Raw genomic sequence first — 13,799 nt, forward strand, 5'->3', positions numbered from 1 at the left:
CGAACCCCCGCGCCGGTTACCCGACCTAACGATTTAGCAAACCGTCCTCTTCAGCCTCTTAAGTAATTCTCCACTAGCAAACTAAAACAAATAGGATACAATAAAGGATACAATAAAGGATACAATTTGACGAAATAATCCCAAAAATCCTATTGATGATGGAGCCGGTGGGAGTCGAACCCACGTCCAAACACCTGCCAACATATTTTTCTACAACCATAGGTTATGTATTGTTTTAACAGCTTCTCGACACATAACTCAAGCCTAGGAACTGCGAGTCTATTAATCTCTTATCAAACCACTAGACAAGGCTTGATCGTATCTCGCTAATCATAAGACCTGTCATTGAACACGAGCAATCCAAATCAGGTCACGCCTGCTGGTTTTTAGGCAGCTAGAGCGTAAGAAGTGTTATTTTTTGCAGTTATATTTAACTGAGCGTTTACGTCGCCACACGGGTTGCAAAATATGCCTCATAATGCCTGTCGAATCCGTAACGACCCCAGGATGTTAGAACTATTATAACCTATCTTCATAAAAATTGCAAAATCAAGCCAATTCTTTAGAAAAGATACGTTTTCAAAGCATCTGATAAGGCTTGATAACCAGCTACACTTAGATGGAGACCATCCGTTGTATAGGCTGATTGAAGTTGTCCTTCTGAATCTGTCAAACTATCATAAATTGGTAGAAAATCTACTTGCATATAGGCGGAGGCTAGAGCCTCATAGGCTTGATTCCATTCTCTGATTTTTTCATTGTTACGAATGTAAACTGTCTGCTTGTATTCTTCTCCTTCATTGACTGGCAGAATAGAAACAAGCTTTATTTGTGACAGCGGATAATCTCGGTTAAGCGATTGAATCACACCTTCAAGATTATCCAAGGCTTCATTCATGGGAATATCTTTTCCGATATCGTTTGTCCCAATTAAGAGAACAATTTGATCGACAGCATCACCATAAAGATGGGCATCAAGATTGTCTAGTAGAAGCCCCGTCTGGTAACCTCGGATGCCTCGATTAACAATCGTCTTGGCAGTCCCGAGTAATTCTTGCAAAGGGTAGTATTCTACAATCGAATCGCCGATAAAAATCATATCTGGTTCTAAAAGAGAAATCTGATTGAGTTCACGATACTTGGTTTGAATTTTTGCTTGCTCTTTTAGGAGCCAATTTTCTAATAACTGTACTGCCACCTTATCCCTCTTTCTCTAACCAATTTTCTAGAACCTGATAAACGCCTCCTTGGCTGTTAGCTGGAGCTAGGGCAGTTGCAACTGCCTTGGCCTCATCGTCAGCATTTTCCATAGCATAGGCAATTCCAGCCATCTCCAACATTTCAACATCATTTTCGCTATCACCAAAAGCCATGATTTGTTCTGATGTCAAATCCCAGCGCTTGAGTAATTCTTCCAATCCCCAAGCCTTGTGAACCCCAGCTTGCAGGATATCGATACAGCCATAACCGCTAGAAACAGCTCTTACACGACCATCAAAGAGGTCATTGATTTCTTGCAAAACTGCACTAGAACGTTCCTCTCCAACAACCATGCTCATCTTTAATACTCCTCCAAAGAGGTCTGAGTTTAGCTCATCCACAAAATTGGTCCTTTGGTAAAGTTTTTCAATCATCTCTGGAGTCATAAATTTTTCCAGGTCTGTAAAAACCGTTCCTTCCTTGACAAAACTCCCGTTCATACTAGTGACGACGAACTGATCTCGACACTCCCTCCCTTTAAAATGAAGGAGAGCCTTGTCAACCATAACATCATCCCAGGTCTGTGCTTGAAGTAATGTATCATACTCAAATATCCGCGCACCGTTGGCAACAACAAGGACTACTCGACTCGCCAAGTGTTCTAATAATTGCCTCATCCGATGGACTTCATTCCCCGTCGCAATGACAAAACGGATACCTCGTTCATCTAATTTGTCTAAAATCTTTTCTAAACGTGGCAAGTCCAGTTGCCCTCTTGGATCCAGCAAGGTTCCATCCATATCTGTTGCAATCAATTTAATCGTCATCTCGTCTCCTTTAGGGCGAGTACCTACCACTTCAACCCTACATGTTCATTCATTTCTTTATAAGCTGTGTCAATTCGTTCCTTGGTCGCCTCATCCAACTGCTCACGGTAACGTCCCCCTTCAATGAAGTCCTCCAAGATATAGGTCTGATAGAGGAAGAGAGGATATCCTTCTGGGGAGTATGTCCCTTTGGGTGTCCGATTGACCCAAGTAGGATGCGCTTTGGCGGTTTCAATCCTTGTCTTTCCATCTTTTTTCTTAATGGTCACATCCATAAGAACACCGCGCTCTGTCCACTTGGCATTTCCCTCGTCTTGCATGGTTTCAATGCGCTGGTTTGAAAGGAAATTCCCCATGGAATAGATAATCAGTTTTTTGTCACCATCTTTTTCAACCGTTTCGGCAGGTTCAACGACGTGAGGATGCCCTCCAAAGATAATATCGGCTCCCCAGTCCACCATCTTGTGGTACAGTGTCTTTTGTTCTTCCGTTGGTTCTAGCTGGTACTCAATTCCCATCTGAGGCATAACAACAGTGATATCCGCTTCTTTCTCTGCACGCTCGATTTCTGCCTTCATCTTTTCTTCGTCTAAGTCAGAAAGATAGCGATTATAGTCCTCTTGGGAAATAGATTGTTCAATGCCATTAAAGCCATAGGAATAGGCCAAGAGAGCTACCTTGATACCATTGACTTCCTTGATGACTATAGGGGCTTGGTCACGGGATTCATGTGTGTAAACTCCGATAGGTGTCATTCCTGCCTTTTTAATAGCTTGAGCTGTTGAGACCACTCCCTCTATCTGAGAATCTAGGATGTGATTGTGGGCCAAGTCTAGAACTTGATAGCCTGCATCCTTGATCGCATTCATCACCTCACCAGGTGCATTAAAAAGAGGATAACCTGCTAAATAGTGGTCCTTGTTCACAGTTCCTTCAAAGTCACCAATCACCAAGTCCGCTTGTTTGAGCCAAGGCTTGACATACTCAAAATTTTCATGAAAATCATAAGTCCCATCTTCTTTTAGAGCTGTTCGGTAGATAGGGATATGATAAAGAAGATCACCGTTTGCCATGATACGGGCTGTCTTTTCGTCAGAATCATTTTCCTTGAATTGACTAGATTTACTTGTAGAATCAAGAGTTTGACTACTAGGACTCGTTCCCTTGTTGCCTTGTACTGCTCGAACTAACAAGTTCCCCCCCATGGACAAGGCAACTGCAAGCAGTAACACAATAATAAACTGAGCATTGGTCCAGGATTTATAATTCCGAAAGAAACCAATACTTTTCCCCAACAATCCATCAATAGGTCCATGAGACCGTCTATCTTGTCGCTTTTCCATCTTTATTCCCCCTTGCTTTTTGGTGCAAGTCTTTTCTTTTATTATACCACAGACAAAAGAGGAATAGCGTTTATTATATTATTTTTTAGGAACTTCTGCGACTTTCTTTCTCGCCTATTTTGTGTTATCATGTAGATGTAATGAAAGGAGAGAAAATGTCTGCTATAGAACGTATTACAAAAGCTGCTCACTTAATTGATATGAACGATATTATCCGCGAGGGGAATCCGACGCTTCGCGCAGTTGCTGAGGAGGTCACTTTCCCACTGTCTGACCAGGAAATCATCCTTGGTGAAAAGATGATGCAATTCCTCAAACATTCCCAAGATCCTGTTATGGCTGAAAAGATGGGGCTCCGCGGTGGAGTTGGATTGGCCGCTCCCCAGCTGGATATCTCAAAACGCATTATCGCTGTTTTAGTTCCCAATATTGTGGAAGAAGGTGAAACTCCACAGGAAACCTACGACTTGCAAGCTGTTATGTACAATCCAAAAATCGTCTCTCACTCTGTTCAGGACGCTGCTCTTGGCGAAGGAGAAGGTTGTCTTTCTGTTGACCGAAATGTGCCTGGCTATGTTGTCCGTCATGCTCGTGTCACTGTTGATTACTTTGACAAGGACGGCGAAAAACACCGTATCAAGCTCAAAGGTTACAACTCTATCGTTGTCCAACATGAAATTGATCATCTAAACGGAATCATGTTTTACGATCGTATCAATGAGAAAGATCCATTTGCTGTTAAAGATGGTTTACTGATTCTGGAATAAAGAAAATCCCGTTGCAAGACGGGGTTTTGTGTTATAATAGAGGCATGAAAACAAATGATATTGTCTATGGCGTCCACGCCGTTACAGAAGCCCTCCTTGCAAACACTGGAAATAAACTTTACCTCCAAGAAGATCTTCGAGGTAAGAATGTTGAAAAAGTAAAGGAACTGGCTACAGAAAAGAAGGTATCCATTTCTTGGACTTCAAAAAAATCCCTGTCTGAGATGACCGAAGGCGCTGTTCATCAAGGTTTTGTCCTTCGAGTTTCCGAATTTGCCTATAGCGAGCTAGATCACATCCTTGCAAAAACGCGTCAAGAAGAAAATCCTTTGCTATTGATTCTGGACGGGTTAACTGACCCCCATAATCTGGGTTCAATCTTGCGAACAGCCGATGCGACCAATGTTTCAGGTGTCATCATTCCCAAGCACCGTGCTGTCGGAGTGACTCCTGTCGTTGCCAAAACGGCTACAGGTGCTATTGAGCATGTACCGATTGCGCGAGTGACCAACCTCAGTCAAACCCTAGACAAACTCAAGGATGAAGGCTTCTGGACCTTTGGAACGGATATGAACGGTACCCCTTGCCACAAGTGGAATACAAAAGGGAAAATCGCCCTCATCATCGGAAATGAAGGAAAAGGCATCTCCAGCAACATCAAAAAACAGGTCGATGAGATGGTTACCATTCCCATGAATGGACATGTTCAAAGCCTCAATGCCAGTGTTGCTGCAGCCATTCTCATGTACGAAGTTTTCCGAAACCGACTATAAAAAAGTTTCCAATCAAGTGATTGGAAACTTTTTTCTTAACTATGTTCTGTGATAAATTTATAGGCTTCTTGACCCGCGATAGCCCCATCTCCAACTGCTGTTGTCACTTGGCGAAGGTCTTTCTGGCGAACATCCCCAACCGCAAAGATACCATCAACGGCAGTTTTCATGTGATTGTCTGTTACGATCCAGCCTGCCTGGTCTTGAATATTCAATTCTTTAACAAAATCGCTAACAGGATCCAAACCAACATAGATAAAGACACCACCAAAGGCTTGCTCTGTTACTTGACCCGTTTTCACATTTTCAAAAATTACAGATTCTACTCGGTTTTCACCTTTGATTTCCTTGACAACAGAATTCCAGATAAAGTTGACTTTCTCATTTGCAAAAGCACGGTCTTGCAAAACCTTTTGGGCACGAAGTTCATCTCGACGGTGAACAATAGTGACGGACTTGGCAAAGCGAGTCAAGAAGAGGGCTTCTTCTACTGCTGAATCTCCACCACCAACTACGAGCAAGTCTTGGTCACGGAAGAAAGCTCCATCACAGACTGCACAGTAAGAAACACCACGACTGTTCAGTTCTTCTTCTCCGAGAACACCCAAAAGACGGTGTTTTGACCCAGTTGCTACAATGACAGTACGGGTTTCGTAAACTTGATCATCAGTGATGACCTTCTTATAGTCACCCTGGTCTTCAATATTTTCAACATAGCCATAAAGATGCTCCACTCCAAGGTTTTCAAGTGGTTCAAACATCTTTTCAGCCAATTCAGGTCCACTGATGTTGGCATAACCTGGATAGTTTTCAATATCAGATGTGTTATTCATTTGCCCGCCTGGCAGACCACCTTCAATCAAAGCCACTTTCAGATTGCTGCGAGCAGCATATAAGGCAGCGGTCATTCCCGCAGGTCCAGCACCGATAATAATCGTATCGTACATTTCGATTCCTTCTTTCTTGTTGTAACTATCTTTATTCTAACTCATTCTTGCTAGTCACGCAAGGATTATGCCTTGAAAACCAAGAGCAAACTCATGACGGCAAAGGATAACACTGGAACGACCAAAACTCCAATCATAATCATATCATAGAGATGAGCTTGGCGAGCTTTGGCTGTCTTGTCTACACCAGACATGGCTCTCAATCCGATCCAAATCCCCAGAAAAATCACGACAAGGATGGTCGTTAAGATCAAACTCTCGAAATACAAAGAAAATAGATGCAGTAGCATGATCTCTCTCGTTTCTATCTTTTTTAAAGAGTAAACTCAGCTAGTCCAACTAACTGAGTTTTCCTTTTTCTATTATATCAAATATAAGTCCGTTTGTAACTAGCAAAGAATTCTTTTGTCCGTTCTTCTTTCGGATGATTGATGATTTCATCCGGTGTGCCAGACTCGATGATTTTCCCTTTATCTAGGAATAAAACCTTGTCTGCCACTTGGGCTACAAAAGACATATCGTGACTGACCAAAATCATGGTCTGACCTGACTTGGCAGCGTCTGCAATAGACTTTTCTACTTCACCGACCAACTCTGGGTCAAGGGCTGAAGTGGGCTCGTCCAAGAGCAAGACATCTGGTTTCATAGCAAGCGCACGCGCGAGGGCAACCCGTTGCTTTTGTCCACCTGATAAATGGCGAGGATAATGGTTTTCACGGTCAGAAAGACCAACCTTGGCCAACTCTTCCTTGGCGATTTTTGTTGCTTCCTCGTCCGATAATTTTTTAACGACAACCAAACCTTCCTTGACATTGTCAAGAGCTGTTCGTCGTTCAAACAAATTAAACTGTTGGAAAACCATGGACAACTTGCGACGAAGGGTTAGGATCTCTTCTTGGCTAATCTGAGAAAAATCAACTTTAAAATTGTCAATCTGAATCGTTCCACTATCTGGAGTTTCAAGGTAATTCAAACTACGAAGAAAGGTTGATTTCCCAGCTCCAGATGAACCAATCAAAGCCACTACCTCACCTTTTTGGATTTCCAAGTTCAGATGATCCAAGACTGTCTGTCCTGAAAAGGATTTGCTTAAATTCGAAATCTTAATCATTAACGAAGGTCTCCTTTCACATCTGTAGACACTGTATCCGGTGCTGAGATAGCCATTTTCTTCTCGATAAAGCGACCGAGGCTTTCAATTCCGATATTGACTACCCAATAGACAAGAGCAACGGAGATGAAACGTTCAAAATAACGATAATCTGCTCCACCTAAAATCTGAGCTTGGGCAAAGACCTCCACAACACCTGCGCTAAAGGCTAGAGAAGTTCCCTTGGTCAAACCGATAAGGGAGTTAATCAAAGTCGGTGTCGCAACTACCGCCGCATTTGGAATAATCACGCGACGGTATACTTGCGCACGAGTCATACCCAAACTGCGTGCCGCCTCAATTTCACCTGGATTAACAGAAAGGATGGCTGCACGAATCGTTTCACTTGCATAAGCCGCCTCATTAAAAGCAAAGGCCACAATCGCAAAAAGTGCCGCTGGAATCGCATTGATATTGAGACCAGTTCCCCATTGTTGGTTGATAGCTTTCAGTGCCAAAGGAATTCCGTAGTAGGTCAACATAAGTTGAACTAGGATTGGGGTACCTTTTAAGAAGCTGACGAAAAAGGCCTGCAAGGGATATAAAATCTTAACACGATTGATCTTAACAATGGCAAAAATTAGGGCAAGTAGCAAACCAAAGAGTGCACCTCCAAGCGTCAACATCAAGGTTGTAGGCAGTTGTTGGACAATCCTTGGAATTCCATCAAAGACCGAACGCAAACTAAAGAGCTTACCATCCGGAATGAGTTGCATCAAACTTTGGTACCAATCTGATGCTAAAAATGTTGTAACAGTCATAAAAACATCCTCTCCTGATAATGATTCATTCTATCATACTTCTGCTCGCAAGCAAATTATTTGCTACGGGCTGCTCGGACTTTATCTATCTTCTAGTTTATCACACTTTAAAACAGGGAGGCTATATATTTTACCTATCAAGGAGATAAATAAAAACTATCTCAAACCTAAGTCCTCATAGGTTTTTCTATAGCCAATTTGTGTAACAGCACCATTCTCCACCAAAATTGGACGTTTCAATAACATACCATCACTCGCTAGAAGCTTGGCTGCTTCTTGTTTTGACAAACTTCCCACCTTATCTTTCAAGCCCAGTTCACGGTATTTGATCCCGCTGGTATTGAAAAACTGTTTCACTTCAAAACCGGAAGTTTCCAACCACTTCAAAATCACGTCTTCACTTGGTGTTTCTTCTACGATGTGGACAGCTTGGTATTCCAGTCCAAGTTGATCCAATTCATTTTTTGCTTTCTTACAAGTTGAACATTTTGGGTATTCGATAAATTCTAACATCTTCTTTTCTTTCTATTTTTTATTTTCTTGAAATGCTACGCCTTCATGCTCCAAGAGCCAGGCTTTCTTTTCAACTCCCGAAGCATAGCCTGTCAGACGATTTCCTGACCCTAGCACTCGGTGACAGGGGACGAGGATGGACCAGGGATTACGCCCCACTGCTCCGCCAATCGCTTGGGCAGAGGGCACCTGCAAGTCTCGAGCTATTTGACCGTACGTCACTGTTTGACCATAAGGAATGGCCTGTAAGTAAGCCCAGACCCGCTTTTCAAAATCTGTTCCAATAGGAGCCAAAGGTAAGTCAGATAGATCCTGAACACTGCCTTCGAAATAGGTATCTAAATAGGAAATAACCTGGTCTAGGACAGGATGTTTCTTAACTATTTCTATACTATGTCCAGCGATTCCCCTCTCAAAATGAGTTTGGTCCTGTACCCAAATTCCATACAGATATTGCTCGTCAGCAACTAAGGATAAGGTTCCAATTGGCGACGGGTAGAGCATTTTTGCGTACTTATTCTGCTTCATTTTTTTAATTTCTGATAGGCCAAACGTTCCCCATCAACTGGAACCTTACCGACCTGTTGGAAGCCCAGCTTTTCAAAGATATGCTGCATGGCCTTGTTTTGTGCATGCGTATCTGAACGAAAATCTAGATAATCAAAACCTTCAATCAAGCCTTCTAGGAAAGTCTGAGCAACACCTTGTCCTTGGACATCTGCTGCCACAGCGATACGGTGAAAGACCAGATATTCTGATTCTCCCCCCTGCCAACTCCCTTCATAAATAGCTTCATAGGCTTTCTCTGGGCTCTTGGTCACAGCAGCATAGGCTACCAGTTCTCCCTCTCCCAATGCCACATAAGCTTGACCAGAGATGATATCATCAATAATGATATCTGCATTTGGATAGCCATTTTGCCACTGGTCGCTACCAGACTCAGCTAAGCACTTTTTAGCATCCTCCATCACCTGCATAATCGCATCTACTTCGTTTGGAAAAGCTAAACGAATCTCCATCTTTTCCCCTCATTTCTAACTAGTTTCTCTCATCATAGCATAATTTAAAGCTTTCTACAAGCAGTTGAAACTTGACTTTTGTTTTTTATTATTTTATAATCTAGTTATCAAAACTAGATAAAAAGGAGTTGGAAATGAATTCTAACTTTTCCTACCCAAAATGGGAAGACATTCCAAACATTGACCTCTATCTGGATCAGGTTTTACTCTATGTCAATCAAGTCTGTGCCCCTATCTCTCCAGATAAGGACAAGGGACTAACAGCATCCATGGTCAATAACTATGTCAAACACGGTTACCTGACAAAGCCTGACAAGAAAAAATACCAACGCAAACAGATTGCCCGTTTGATTGCCATCACTACTCTCAAGTCTGTCTTTTCGATCCAAGAAATCGCTCAGACACTTAATACTCTGCAAACTCAAGCGAGCTCAGACCAGCTCTACGACGCTTTTGTGGACTACATGAACCATGGGATTGATCCAGAAAATCCTATTATCCAAACTAGCTGTCAAACGGTTAAACTCTATCATCAAACTCTAGACTTAATCCTTATCAAAGAAGAGGAGGAAATCCAATGAATACCAGTCTAAAACTCAGTAAAAAGCTCAGTTTCGGAGAGGAAATTGCTAATAGTGTGACCCATGCTGTGGGTGCCGTTATCATGCTCATCCTACTCCCCATTTCATCCACCTATAGTTATGAAGCACACGGATTTTTATCATCTTTTGGCGTCTCTATTTTTGTTATCAGTCTCTTTCTCATGTTCCTCTCGTCAACTATTTACCACTCTATGGCCTATGGTTCGACCCACAAATACGTCTTGCGAATCATCGACCATTCTATGATTTATGTGGCTATCGCAGGCTCCTATACGCCGGTCGTATTGACTTTGATGAATAATTGGTTTGGCTATCTGATCATTGCCATTCAGTGGGGAACGACCATCTTTGGCATCCTCTATAAAATCTTTGCTAAAAAGGTCAATGAGAAATTCAGCCTTGCCCTTTACCTGATCATGGGCTGGTTGGTTCTAGCTATCATTCCTGCCATTATCAGTCAAACAACGCCAATTTTCTGGAGTCTCATGGTAACTGGCGGACTCTGTTATACAGTTGGAGCTGGATTTTACGCTAAGAAAAAACCTTATTTCCACATGATTTGGCATCTTTTTATCCTAGCGGCATCTGCACTTCAGTACATCGCCATTGTTTATTACATGTAAAAAAGTTGAGAATTTTTTCTCAACTTTTTTCTTTACACATATTGATAAAATACTGGTGCAAGCCAACATCATCTGTTAACTCTGGATGAAAAGAAGTTACCAGCATATTTTTTTCTTGCGCAGCAACGATTTGATCATCAACTGTTGCTAGAATTTCTACACCCTCTCCAACACTGCTGATAATCGGTCCACGGATAAAAGTCATGGGAACCTGACCAACTCCCTTACATTCTGCTTCTGTATAAAAACTTCCTAGTTGACGTCCATAAGCATTGCGCTCAACCACTATATCCATGGTTCCAAGATGACTTTCTTCCTGAGAAGTGATTTCCTTAGCTAGCAAGATTAAGCCCGCACAGGTCCCAAAAACGGGTAATCCAGATAGAATGGCTTCTCGGATGGGAAGCAGCATGTTCTGGTCGCGCAAGAGCTTGCCCATGGTTGTAGACTCACCGCCAGGTAATATCAAACCGGACAAATCTCTCTGATGTTGCTGAAAATCCTCTAGATTTCTGATTTCAACACTCTCGACTCCTAATTTATCTAGCACTTTTGCATGTTCTGCAAAGGCACCTTGCAAGGCCAATATTCCGATTTTCATCTATTTTCCTCGCTCTGCCATGAGAATTTGAATTTCATTCTCATTGATACCAACCATGGCTTCCCCTAGGTCTTCAGAGATTTGAGCCAAAATTTGAGGATTTTGGTAGTTGGTTACGGCTTTGACAATAGCACTTGCTCGTTTAACAGGATCTCCTGACTTGAAAATACCTGAACCGACAAAGACGCCCTCTGCCCCCAATTGCATCATCAGCGCAGCATCTGCTGGTGTTGCCACACCTCCGGCTGCAAAGTTGACAACTGGCAATTTTCCATGTTGGTGGACGTATTGGACCAATTCTACAGGAACTTGCAAATCCTTGGCAGCCACATAGAGCTCATCCTCACGGAGATTTTGAATACGGCGAATTTCCTGATTCATCATACGCATATGGCGAACGGCTTGAACGATGTCACCTGTACCCGGTTCTCCTTTGGTCCGAATCATGGAAGCTCCTTCAGCAATACGACGCAAGGCTTCACCCAAGTCCTTAGCTCCACAGACAAAAGGAACTTGGAATTCCTTCTTATCCACATGGAAACGGTCGTCAGCTGGAGACAGCACTTCACTCTCATCGATATAGTCAATCTCAATAGCCTCTAAAATCTGAGCTTCTACAAAATGCCCGATTCTAACCTTGGCCATCACTGGAATGCTGACCACTTCTTGGATTTCCTTAATCATCTTTGGATCACTCATGCGGGAAACTCCACCAGCTGCACGAATATCAGCAGGAATCCTCTCCAAGGCCATGACAGCAGCTGCACCAGCAGCCTCTGCGATACGAGCCTGTTCAGGGTTTTGAACGTCCATGATAACCCCACCTTTGAGCATCTGTGCCAAGTTTTTATTTAGTTCATAACGATTTTCAGTCATGTCTTAATCCTCATCATTTGTATTGGTAGCTACCATTTCATTTTAAGCCAGATTAGAATGAAGTACAAGATAGAAAATCAATAATTGTCTGGGTACAGGAACATAAAAAAACTATCTGACCTTAACTTAAGGCCAGATAGTTCATTCATTTCTATTTTTCAGCTGTAAGTGCAGCCATTGTGATGTAGTTGTAAGGTTTGTTAAAGTGTGGCAAGAAGAATAGGTCTGTCAATGCCAATTTATCAATTGTAACATGCTCTTGGATAGCAAGTGAGAACATGTGAATTCCCATACTGATAGCTGAATCACGTGATACCATTTGAGCGCCAAGAATTTCGCGGCTGTCTTTGTCAAAAACAATCTTGATGGCAACTTCATGGTTATCATGCTTGATAAATTCTGGTTTTTGAAGATCGTTAAAGCCAGTTTCAGTTGCATTATAGCCTGCAGCCTTGGCTTTTTCAAGAGTCAAACCAGTCGAAACCATGTGAAGACCGTAGATAGAAATACCGTTTGATCCTTGAACTCCGATTCCTTCCAATTCATGTCCACAAGCGTTGTAAGCACCCACAATACCAGTACGTACAGCGTTTGAAGCAAGGGCAATATAGCTTGTGTCTTTACGAGCGTTGTCATAAACAGTCGCACAGTCACCAACAGCGTATACACCTGGGATAGATGTTTCTTGTTTCTTATCTACAAGGAAGGCACCGTTACGGAAGAGTTCAATCTTACCGTCAGCAAGAGCTGTGTTTGGACGGAAACCAACAGCAAGAACTACCATATCTACATCAAATGTTTCTTTGTCTGTTACCAAGCGTTCAACTTTTCCATCACCTTGGATGGCTTTAACTGTTTGACCAAGAGCCAAGCGGATGTTGTGGTCTTCCAAGTTCTTCGCCATCATTTGTGTGAAATCTTTATCATAGTAGCCGTTCAAGACTGTGTCTACGATATCGACAAGCACCACTTCTTTTCCAAGACGCTCAAAGGCTTCTGCAAGTTCAACACCGATGTAACCACCACCAACAACGGCAATGCGCTCAAGGTGTTTGCTCTTGTCTTCAAGTTTTTCAATAACTTCTTCAGCGTTTTGGTACAATTTAACAAATTGTACATTTTCAAGAGTCGCTTTGAATTCGCGGTTACCCTTAACGATTTCAACACCTTCGATTGGAGGCAAGATTGGAGTTGAACCAGTTGCAAAGATCAATTTGTCATAAGACTCTTTGTGCTCTTTTCCTTCAACTTCTGCAGTCACAACTTTGTTATCGTAGTCAATTGAAAGAACTGGTGAGTTCATGTAAACTTTAGCACCTTTTGCTTCCAATTTTTCTTTATCAGAGTAGAAGAGACCTTCTGGGCCATCAATTTGTTCCCCGATCCAAAGCGCCATTCCACAACCAAGGAATGAAATATTTGAGTTTTGGTCAAATACTACGATTTCGTTCTCATGTCCGAAGTTGTCCAACATCGTATTAATACAAGCTGTACCAGCGTGGTTAGCACCAACTACAACGATTTTACTCATAGAAAAATTCCTACCTTTAATTTTTGATTTACCTTTCTAGTATACCATTTACTGTTAGCGTTTACAAGGCATTTGCTCAGAATTCTCTTTTTTTCAGAAAAAATACACCTAACATTGATAAATCTAATTTTTCTATTATTTTCATACTAATTTTGAGCATATTTCTTGACTTTTTGTCAAAATTCATTTGTGAAAACGCTGACTTTATGATATGCTAGATACATGGAAAGAAAATGTAAGGGGTTTAATTTTTCTTTAACGACCTT

General features: G+C 42.1%; 17 protein-coding genes and 1 other RNA gene. 4 read left to right on the forward strand and 14 right to left on the reverse strand.

The window, feature by feature from the left end:
• Positions 1–156: 156 nt before the first annotated feature.
• The 4 genes from ssrA to ADM50_RS09395 form a co-directional block, all read right to left on the reverse strand.
• Positions 157–504: a transfer-messenger RNA gene (gene ssrA / locus ADM50_RS09250) on the reverse strand.
• A gap of 58 nt (positions 505–562) precedes the next feature.
• On the reverse strand, positions 563–1,198 hold the full coding sequence (locus ADM50_RS03930) for an SGNH/GDSL hydrolase family protein (RefSeq protein WP_049484604.1): 636 nt from the start codon (positions 1,196–1,198) through the stop codon (positions 563–565).
• Position 1,199: 1 nt separating this feature from the next.
• The gene (locus ADM50_RS03935; protein ID WP_049484605.1) at positions 1,200–2,027 is read right to left on the reverse strand and encodes an HAD family hydrolase; all 828 of its coding nucleotides are present in this window, start codon (positions 2,025–2,027) and stop codon (positions 1,200–1,202) included.
• Positions 2,028–2,050: 23 nt separating this feature from the next.
• Positions 2,051–3,370 carry a CapA family protein gene (locus ADM50_RS09395; protein ID WP_080983061.1) on the reverse strand — a complete coding sequence of 440 codons (1,320 nt, stop codon included), beginning with the start codon at positions 3,368–3,370 and terminating at the stop codon, positions 2,051–2,053.
• 155 nt (positions 3,371–3,525) lie between these two features.
• On the opposite strand from ADM50_RS09395, the gene def reads away from it, so the two are divergent.
• Together def and rlmB are read left to right on the forward strand one after the other, a co-directional pair.
• Positions 3,526–4,137 carry a peptide deformylase gene (gene def / locus ADM50_RS03950; protein WP_049484606.1) on the forward strand — a complete coding sequence of 204 codons (612 nt, stop codon included), beginning with the start codon at positions 3,526–3,528 and terminating at the stop codon, positions 4,135–4,137.
• 44 nt (positions 4,138–4,181) lie between these two features.
• Positions 4,182–4,910, forward strand: coding sequence for a 23S rRNA (guanosine(2251)-2'-O)-methyltransferase RlmB (gene rlmB, locus ADM50_RS03955; RefSeq protein ID WP_049484607.1), 729 nt, complete (start codon positions 4,182–4,184; stop codon positions 4,908–4,910).
• A gap of 35 nt (positions 4,911–4,945) precedes the next feature.
• Here the strand turns inward: rlmB and trxB are convergent, their stop codons facing one another.
• The 7 genes from trxB to ADM50_RS03990 all read right to left on the reverse strand — a co-directional run bounded on the left by trxB (position 4,946) and on the right by ADM50_RS03990 (position 9,300).
• Positions 4,946–5,857, reverse strand: coding sequence for a thioredoxin-disulfide reductase (trxB, locus tag ADM50_RS03960; RefSeq protein WP_049484608.1), 912 nt, complete (start codon positions 5,855–5,857; stop codon positions 4,946–4,948).
• A 65-nt stretch (positions 5,858–5,922) separates the two neighbouring features.
• A complete protein-coding gene (locus ADM50_RS03965) occupies positions 5,923–6,147 on the reverse strand; it encodes a DUF4059 family protein (protein ID WP_000924294.1) in 225 nt (74 codons plus the stop codon).
• A gap of 77 nt (positions 6,148–6,224) precedes the next feature.
• On the reverse strand, positions 6,225–6,968 hold the full coding sequence (locus ADM50_RS03970) for an amino acid ABC transporter ATP-binding protein (RefSeq protein WP_049478336.1): 744 nt from the start codon (positions 6,966–6,968) through the stop codon (positions 6,225–6,227).
• Positions 6,968–7,768 (reverse strand): amino acid ABC transporter permease, encoded by an 801-nt coding sequence (locus tag ADM50_RS03975; protein WP_000219164.1) that lies wholly within the window; start codon positions 7,766–7,768, stop codon positions 6,968–6,970. The genes ADM50_RS03970 and ADM50_RS03975 overlap by 1 nt, the downstream gene beginning before the upstream one ends.
• A 156-nt stretch (positions 7,769–7,924) precedes the next feature.
• Positions 7,925–8,281, reverse strand: a complete 357-nt coding sequence (locus tag ADM50_RS03980; protein ID WP_000889071.1) for an arsenate reductase family protein — start codon at positions 8,279–8,281, stop codon at positions 7,925–7,927.
• Between the two features lie 12 nt (positions 8,282–8,293).
• The gene (locus ADM50_RS03985) at positions 8,294–8,809 is read right to left on the reverse strand and encodes a methylated-DNA--[protein]-cysteine S-methyltransferase (RefSeq protein WP_049484609.1); all 516 of its coding nucleotides are present in this window, start codon (positions 8,807–8,809) and stop codon (positions 8,294–8,296) included.
• On the reverse strand, positions 8,806–9,300 hold the full coding sequence (locus ADM50_RS03990; protein WP_049484610.1) for a GNAT family N-acetyltransferase: 495 nt from the start codon (positions 9,298–9,300) through the stop codon (positions 8,806–8,808). Before ADM50_RS03990 ends, ADM50_RS03985 begins: the two co-directional genes overlap by 4 nt.
• Positions 9,301–9,434: 134 nt before the next feature.
• On the opposite strand from ADM50_RS03990, the gene ADM50_RS03995 reads away from it, so the two are divergent.
• Together ADM50_RS03995 and trhA are read left to right on the forward strand one after the other, a co-directional pair.
• Positions 9,435–9,881, forward strand: a complete 447-nt coding sequence (locus tag ADM50_RS03995; RefSeq protein WP_001087578.1) for a DUF1836 domain-containing protein — start codon at positions 9,435–9,437, stop codon at positions 9,879–9,881.
• Complete coding sequence (gene trhA / locus ADM50_RS04000; protein ID WP_001097972.1) at positions 9,878–10,525, forward strand: PAQR family membrane homeostasis protein TrhA; 648 nt, start codon at positions 9,878–9,880, stop codon at positions 10,523–10,525. Before ADM50_RS03995 ends, trhA begins: the two co-directional genes overlap by 4 nt.
• Positions 10,526–10,544: 19 nt before the next feature.
• Here the strand turns inward: trhA and pdxT are convergent, their stop codons facing one another.
• The 3 genes from pdxT to nox form a co-directional block, all read right to left on the reverse strand.
• A complete protein-coding gene (pdxT, locus tag ADM50_RS04005; protein ID WP_049484611.1) occupies positions 10,545–11,126 on the reverse strand; it encodes a pyridoxal 5'-phosphate synthase glutaminase subunit PdxT in 582 nt (193 codons plus the stop codon).
• Entirely contained in the window at positions 11,127–12,002 is an 876-nt protein-coding gene (gene pdxS, locus ADM50_RS04010; protein WP_049484612.1) for a pyridoxal 5'-phosphate synthase lyase subunit PdxS, read from the reverse strand.
• A gap of 151 nt (positions 12,003–12,153) precedes the next feature.
• A complete protein-coding gene (gene nox / locus ADM50_RS04015; RefSeq protein WP_000036764.1) occupies positions 12,154–13,533 on the reverse strand; it encodes a H2O-forming NADH oxidase in 1,380 nt (459 codons plus the stop codon).
• Between the last annotated feature and the right edge of the window lie 266 nt (positions 13,534–13,799).

This window comes from Streptococcus oralis (assembly GCF_001075675.1).
Taxonomy (GTDB): domain Bacteria; phylum Bacillota; class Bacilli; order Lactobacillales; family Streptococcaceae; genus Streptococcus; species Streptococcus oralis_V.

Bases quoted from the DNA above. Each gene is read 5' to 3' on its own strand.
- ADM50_RS03980 (WP_000889071.1), bottom strand. From the start codon at position 8,281: ATGTTAGAATTTATCGAATACCCAAAATGTTCAACTTGTAAGAAAGCA.
- ADM50_RS03995 (WP_001087578.1), top strand. From the start codon at position 9,435: ATGAATTCTAACTTTTCCTACCCAAAATGGGAAGACATTCCAAACATT.
- ADM50_RS03970 (WP_049478336.1), bottom strand. From the start codon at position 6,968: ATGATTAAGATTTCGAATTTAAGCAAATCCTTTTCAGGACAGACAGTC.
- ADM50_RS09395 (WP_080983061.1), bottom strand. From the start codon at position 3,370: ATGGAAAAGCGACAAGATAGACGGTCTCATGGACCTATTGATGGATTG.
- ADM50_RS03965 (WP_000924294.1), bottom strand. From the start codon at position 6,147: ATGCTACTGCATCTATTTTCTTTGTATTTCGAGAGTTTGATCTTAACG.
- ADM50_RS03990 (WP_049484610.1), bottom strand. From the start codon at position 9,300: ATGGAGATTCGTTTAGCTTTTCCAAACGAAGTAGATGCGATTATGCAG.
- pdxT (WP_049484611.1), bottom strand. From the start codon at position 11,126: ATGAAAATCGGAATATTGGCCTTGCAAGGTGCCTTTGCAGAACATGCA.
- def (WP_049484606.1), top strand. From the start codon at position 3,526: ATGTCTGCTATAGAACGTATTACAAAAGCTGCTCACTTAATTGATATG.
- nox (WP_000036764.1), bottom strand. From the start codon at position 13,533: ATGAGTAAAATCGTTGTAGTTGGTGCTAACCACGCTGGTACAGCTTGT.
- ADM50_RS03935 (WP_049484605.1), bottom strand. From the start codon at position 2,027: ATGACGATTAAATTGATTGCAACAGATATGGATGGAACCTTGCTGGAT.
- pdxS (WP_049484612.1), bottom strand. From the start codon at position 12,002: ATGACTGAAAATCGTTATGAACTAAATAAAAACTTGGCACAGATGCTC.
- ADM50_RS03975 (WP_000219164.1), bottom strand. From the start codon at position 7,768: ATGACTGTTACAACATTTTTAGCATCAGATTGGTACCAAAGTTTGATG.
- ADM50_RS03985 (WP_049484609.1), bottom strand. From the start codon at position 8,809: ATGAAGCAGAATAAGTACGCAAAAATGCTCTACCCGTCGCCAATTGGA.
- trhA (WP_001097972.1), top strand. From the start codon at position 9,878: ATGAATACCAGTCTAAAACTCAGTAAAAAGCTCAGTTTCGGAGAGGAA.
- rlmB (WP_049484607.1), top strand. From the start codon at position 4,182: ATGAAAACAAATGATATTGTCTATGGCGTCCACGCCGTTACAGAAGCC.
- trxB (WP_049484608.1), bottom strand. From the start codon at position 5,857: ATGTACGATACGATTATTATCGGTGCTGGACCTGCGGGAATGACCGCT.